The following is a 6,562-nucleotide window of genomic DNA, read 5'->3' as shown; positions in this document are numbered from 1 at the left end:
TTTTTCGGCGTTCTGTTTCTGACCCTTTTCCTTATCTTTCTTGCCGCCCTTGTCTCCCATTACGTCTCTCCTTTTCCTGTTGTCCAAAACATCTTCTCGCAGCGTGGTTTCTGTTGCAACCACAGTAGGCCCATCATTATTAATTGTAATCTTACATAATTCCCAAAACCCGTCAATCATTGCTTTCAGGAAGAACTCACGCAAGCTCAGTACTTGCTTATAGGGGGCAGGCGCCACTTTTTTTAATCACGTATCGGGGAAATTATGTTTTACTCAGGCGGAAAAGGCACACTCTCATCCTGTCCTTTATCTTCAAGCAATTCTCTGATCTTTTCTTCCGGTACGCCGGCTTCACGCAGGTCTGCGATGTCCGCGCCGCCTCTCTCGTACATCTTGCAAAGTATTAACTGCAGATACTTCCACCACCCTTCGCTGATCTTGGTCAGGGGGTCAGGTTTCCAATTTTTCCCCGGCCTAGCAATGATGGATGCAAGGAATGCAGACTCCACGGGTTTTAGCTCCCGGGGTGGTTTGTTGAAGTAAAAAGACGCGGCCGGCCCGATTCCATAGATACCGTCACCCCATTCGATGATATTAAGGTAGATCTCCATTATTCGCTCTTTCGACAGGTTCTGTTCCAGCGCCATGGTAATGAATGTTTCTTCAAATTTCCGGCTGAATGTTCTCTCCCGGGTCAGGAAAAGATTCTTTGCAACCTGCATGGAAATGGTGCTGGCGCCGCGCACAATACGTCCGGCTTCCAGATTTTCTGCAAAGGCATCCTTTATTGCCCTTTGACTGAATCCCTTATGGGAGAAAAATCCGCCATCTTCCGCGGTAATCACCGCACTGATCATAGATTGGGGGATATCCTCAAGCGGAACATATTGGGGATTATTCTCACCCACCAGAAAGGTTATCTTTTTTCCTTTGGGTGTGCGCACGGTATGACGGAAAGGCGACTTTAAGGTATTTACTTTTATTTTTGATCCCAGTGACAGGATCTTTACGGGTTCATATTTCCCCTCAAAACGGTATTCAAGGCTACGGGGTCTTTCCATATCAATGAAGAAATAAAACTTGCCTGCAACCCTGCCGTCGATCTTCAAATCCGGAAGATCGGGATGAAATGACTTGGGCAGGCTGTTTAACGCTTTGCCTATGGAAAATTCCGGAAAGGAAAAAACTATTTTAATTACAGGATTATTTCCATGAGATAACCAGCTGTTCACGAAAAGGGTTTCTCCTCCCAGGGAAATCTGTCCATTCCGGATAGAGATTCCGGAATCATTATTGCTCCCTGTCACATTAAATTCAAGAATGTTTGCTTTCGCCTCAAGGGGCGGAAGCAAAGATTTTCTCTGCCGCGAATGTTCAATAGTGCCGGAAACGGAAAAGGACATTTCCTTGCTTCTCTGCCCACGGGCATTTATATACACATCGTCTAAAGGAATGGTATCCCCCAGAAAGGATGAAAGAATTGCAAGCCGGAAGGAATCAGCCTTGAGAGTAAACTCTCCGGATTCTCTTTCGACGGACAGATGGAAACTCTCGTCATCACCCTTGACTTCAAGGGAACCGTCTCCCTTTCTGCGGTCTATTCTTGCTTTCATCTTTCTGTAGGAGTGGCTTGTCGTGCTTTTTTCCGTCCGGAATTTGACGGTGAGATTATTGACGTTCAGATTGATGGGTCCTTCTTCGGATTCTGTGCCTGACACAGGATGTGCGGACGATTTCCTAAGTTCGGGAAATTCCCACCCGCCTGATTTTTTGTGATACAGCGTCACTTCCAGATTCCGGGTGTCAAGGCTCCCGATAAGATGCCGCCCCACTTTCCTGGTCATGAGATAGCGAAAAGGACTGATCCTGGCGGTAATACTGGAAGCAGTAAGCCACTCTCTACCATCGTCATCCGATACATGTACGTTGAGCGCCTTTACTCCGGTGGGGAAACTATAGGTTAGAGCCTCGATATCACAACGCAATCCTGAAGTATTTTGGATGTAATCGACGGCTGCGGGCAGTTGCTCATGGAGATGCCTGTCGGTTATCCGGACGAAGATAAAAAAGACTGCCAGGACAAGAACGATAGACAAAATATACCGTGGTTTAAAAAACCCACGTACAACAGACAGCGCCTTACCCGATTTTTCTTTAAGGATGTTCAGCATTAGTACGAAAATAACCTTTACAATATCACTCCCGCGGAGGCGGGAGTCCAGTGCTATGAACCCTGGATTCCCACTTTCGTAGGAATGACAAATCACCATGGTTCCCCGCCCCCGTGGGGACACGTTTCATGCCTACGTGGCGCCCCATGAGGCAGGACTGTTTACTACGATTATTCATCTTCGGCAATACAATATCTTAAGGCCGTAATACCCGAAAAGAGCCTGTGTTATAATGTCATTATGAGAGAAGGAGATATTACTTTAACATTGACTCAGAGCTCAAACCTGGTTAGGATGCGCATCATTTTTCTTATTCCTCTTCAATAGTGATGTACTCGCAAAAAAGTCAAAGATGATGTCACTCCCACCCCCGACAAGGGTATTTGAGGGTAGGATCCGGCGGGATTCCAGAATGAAGATCATCCGGATTGTCCGGTCAAGCCAGACAATGACAGATTAAAAGGAGATTAATAACCAGTGATTGAAAAATATAGTGAAAAAATTGCCTCGGAATTGAATGTGCGTGATGAGCAGGTAAAGGCGACGGCCCAGCTTCTCGATGATGATGCCACCGTACCCTTTATTGCCCGTTATCGTAAAGAAGTAACCGGTGGATTGGACGAGGTTGCCATTATCGCAATCCGTGATCAGCTTGAATATCTTCGTGCCCTGGACAAGAGGAGGGAGGCAATCCTGAAATCGCTTGACGATCAGGGCAAGCTCACCGATGAATTGAAGGAAAAGGTTCTCGGTGCAGAAACTCTCGCCGTGTTAGAGGATATTTATCTGCCGTATCGGCCCAAGCGCCGTACCCGCGGCACAATAGCCAAGGAAAAGGGTCTTGAGCCACTGGCCGAAAAAATCTTTGCACAAACCGATATGGATCTTGAGGCGGAGGCTGCTTCCTTTGTGGATCATGAAAAGGGTGTGGAAACTGTCGAAGAGGTTCTCGCAGGTGCGCGCGATATCATTGCCGAATGGATCAACGAAGATGCCGACCTCAGAGCGGAACTCCGCGAACTTTTTTTGAAAAAAGCCACAATCAAATCGAGGGTTGTTAAAGGTAAGGAAGAGGAGGGTATAAAGTACAAGGATTATTACGAATGGGAGGAGCCTGCCGCTAAGGCGCCGTCACATCGCATCCTGGCTATTCGCCGGGGCACGGAAGAAGACTATCTCACGTTCCACATCCTTCCTGATGAAGAAGAAGCGACAGCCCTTGTGGGGCGTCGTTTTGTGAAGAACGACAGCCCGGCGGCCGGGCAGGTGCTCCTCTCGGCACGGGACAGCTATAAGAGATTGCTTTCACTATCCATGGAGACCGAGATTCGCCTTCACTGTAAAAAACGGGCGGATGTAGAGGCCATCAAAGTATTTGCGGAAAACATGCGAGAACTCCTCCTTGCGTCACCTCTGGGGCAAAAGGCAGTTCTGGCCATCGATCCCGGCTACCGCACGGGTTGCAAGGTTGTGTGCCTCAATCCCCAGGGCAAACTTCTGCACAATGAGACGATCTTTCCCATTGAGTCGTTCCATCGCACGGAAGAATCGACCAAAATTGTGAAAAAGCTGGTTGAAACATACCGTATCGATGCCATCGCCGTGGGAAACGGAACGGGCGGCCGTGAAACGGAGGCCTTCTGCAAGAAAATCGATTTCGGCCGGCCCGTTGCGGTGATGATGGTAAACGAGAGCGGGGCGTCGGTGTATTCCGCGTCGGATGTGGCGCGGGAGGAATTTCCGAATTTCGATGTTACCGTCCGGGGCTCCGTTTCTATCGGGAGACGTCTCATGGATCCACTGGCAGAACTGGTGAAGATTGATCCGAAGTCCATCGGTGTCGGCCAGTATCAGCACGATGTGGATCAAAAGGCCCTGAAAACATCGCTCGACGATGTGGTCTCCAGTTGTGTCAATGCCGTGGGTGTCGAGATTAATACGGCAAGCAAAGAGCTGCTGAAATATGTGTCAGGTCTTTCCGAGAGGCTGGCCGGAAATGTGATACGATATCGTAATGAAAACGGCGCCTTTCAGTCGAGGAAAAACTTGATGAACGTTGCCGGCATGGGGCCGAAAACGTTCGAACAGGCGGCCGGTTTTTTGAGAATTTGCGGCGCCGAGAATCCCCTCGACGCCTCGGCAGTTCATCCGGAAAGCTACCCTGTTGTAGAGGCCATGGCTCACGATCGGGGATGTACGGTAGCCGATCTCATGAGTAATGCCGATCTGAGAGGTCAAATTAGTTTAATAAAGTATGTAACCAATATGGTAGGCATGCCGACGCTGACGGATATCATGGCAGAATTGGCAAAACCGGGACGGGACCCACGGGAGCAATTTGAATTGTTTGCCTTTACGGAAGGTGTCAACGAAATTGCCGATCTCGAAGTCGGTATGCAACTTCCCGGTGTTGTGACAAACGTCACGGCATTCGGGGCATTTGTGGACGTCGGCGTGCATCAGGACGGCTTGGTACACTTAAGTGAAATGGCCGATCGATTCGTCAAAAATCCGCACGATGTACTCAAGGTCAATCAAAAGGTTACGGTTACCGTCATCAATGTGGACGAGAAACGAAAACGCATTTCTCTGTCCATGAAAGCAAATCCGTTTGAACCGGGCCGTAAGGCTTCCGACAGTACATCAAAAGAGGAGAGGAAACACGTTGGCAAAGATCCAAAAACCGAGCGTCGAGAGAGGAAAGAAGAACCCTCAAATCCGTTTGCAAAAGCACTGAAGGGCTTAAAGATTCCCAGGCATTGACCAGAAGAATAACTTTCGATTTCAGGCGTAAAAGTTAAAACCTACGTTGACTGACAGGTACAGCCATAAATTTTCACTTTTTCTCAAAATGATGCTTTGCGAATCCCCACACATCAAAGGCCAACTTTACCATTGACTGGTGCGTCTTTGAGTTATACTTTGCCCCGGACTCCTGCAGACGCTCCCGCACGAAATTCTGTATTACTGCGTTCTGCCAACTATCATCCGGAGAACCTCTGAGTTCCGCCAAGTTTTTCAAAAGGTTTATATATTGCTCGCTCGGCATCTCTGTCCACCAACCTTTCTTAAGAATAAAACCATCCAGAAACAAAAAACCCTGCCTCGTTGTAAAAGACAGGGTTTCAATATTCAATGAGAGCCGCCCATATGGGGCTGCTCGGAGCTGCAAGCTGCTGCCATGGTGTCGATTACTTCTCTTTATTAAAGGAATACTCTTAAATAATATAAAGTCAAGAGAATTAGTTCATGACGCATACAGTATCAGGGGAAAGGGCAATGACCGATAAATATCACATATCCCCTGAATGAGAATTACAGGTACGATTTATGAAGATATCTTTTTCTCCTGCAGCATTTTCCAGGTGTTTTCCGAGTACCAGATATCGACAAATTCGAGAATGGAGTCTCTTTCTCTTCTCATGATTTCCTCTGCTATGGGTCCTCTGAGAAGTTTCTTGATGCTTTTAAACGCGACGCCATCTTTTTCAGCGTATTGACTTGCGATTTTTTTCGCTTCCGCCTCCACATCAACATCTGACGATATTTGATCAATCATCCCCATCCGGTATGCGTCCTCTGCCGAATACATTTTCCCCGTATATACAGCCCTTTCCGCGTTCTTCTGTCCCAGCAACAGCTTCATCATCTCAACACTTCCCGCAAACAGGGACGAGTTGAAGTTGATTTCATTGAGAGCAATCTTTGCCTTCCCGGAAACCATGATCCTGTAATCGCAGGCGATAGCGAGCATACAGCCTCCCGCGATGGTATGGCCGTTGAGTGCCGCAACGACCGGTTTTGGATACACGAACAGGTACGTAGTGAAATCCGTGAACTTGATGAGATATCGGATAAATGATTCTTTTGGGTAGCTCAGAAACTCCGGAATATCAAAACCAAAAGTAAAAAATTTTCCTGTCCCTGTGAGTATCACGGCCTTAACTTCGGCATCGTCGGCAAGTTCCCTAAAAAGGTCGGCCATTTCATCAATCACTGTTTCATTAAGGGCATTCACTTTCCCTCTGCCCAGTTTGACTGTAGCGATTCCCTGATCATTTACATACTGTATATACTGCATCATTTCACCATCCTTCCATTACGCTTTTACTTTTCATTGCATCCGGGCTCACCACTCTCAAAAACCGACTCTCTTTGCTTAGGGTATCTCGAAGAGCTGCCGGGGGCTCCTTGTTAATATTTCATTCCCTTGCTCCTTTATGAGGATCATGTCTTCCAGCTTCACAACCCCGGCAGCCTCGTCCATCATGTGAATGTCCAATGCGATAACATAATGCTCGCCAACTTCGGTATGGTCATACTCTGAAGGTATGGGAGGTTCGTTCAGTTCCAGGCCGATCCCATGACCGATAAGCCGGGATTTTTTCCCT

The 6,562-nt window shown here is 47.7% G+C and carries 5 protein-coding genes; 1 reads left to right on the top strand and 4 read right to left on the bottom strand.

Going from position 1 to position 6,562, the window contains the following annotated elements; translation table 11 throughout:
• Positions 1–269: 269 nt before the first annotated feature.
• Positions 270–2,270 carry a transglycosylase domain-containing protein gene (locus NTW12_03465; GenBank protein ID MCX5845403.1) on the bottom strand — a complete coding sequence of 667 codons (2,001 nt, stop codon included), beginning with the start codon at positions 2,268–2,270 and terminating at the stop codon, positions 270–272.
• A 378-nt stretch (positions 2,271–2,648) separates the two neighbouring features.
• On the opposite strand from NTW12_03465, the gene NTW12_03460 reads away from it, so the two are divergent.
• Positions 2,649–4,934, top strand: a complete 2,286-nt coding sequence (locus NTW12_03460) for a Tex family protein (protein ID MCX5845402.1) — start codon at positions 2,649–2,651, stop codon at positions 4,932–4,934.
• Between the two features lie 73 nt (positions 4,935–5,007).
• Here NTW12_03460 and NTW12_03455 read toward each other — a convergent pair whose 3' ends face one another.
• The 3 genes from NTW12_03455 to NTW12_03445 all read right to left on the bottom strand — a co-directional run.
• A complete protein-coding gene (locus NTW12_03455) occupies positions 5,008–5,307 on the bottom strand; it encodes a hypothetical protein (GenBank protein ID MCX5845401.1) in 300 nt (99 codons plus the stop codon).
• Between the two features lie 192 nt (positions 5,308–5,499).
• The gene (locus tag NTW12_03450; GenBank protein ID MCX5845400.1) at positions 5,500–6,255 is read right to left on the bottom strand and encodes an enoyl-CoA hydratase/isomerase family protein; all 756 of its coding nucleotides are present in this window, start codon (positions 6,253–6,255) and stop codon (positions 5,500–5,502) included.
• A gap of 75 nt (positions 6,256–6,330) precedes the next feature.
• A partial coding sequence (locus NTW12_03445) for a M24 family metallopeptidase (protein MCX5845399.1) occupies positions 6,331–6,562 on the bottom strand: 232 nt, incomplete at its 5' end.

Source organism: Deltaproteobacteria bacterium (assembly GCA_026388545.1).
Lineage (GTDB): Bacteria > Desulfobacterota > Syntrophia > Syntrophales > UBA2185 > JAPLJS01.
Note: the sequence above shows the minus strand (reverse complement) of the source record. Positions and strands in the feature narration are given on the sequence as shown.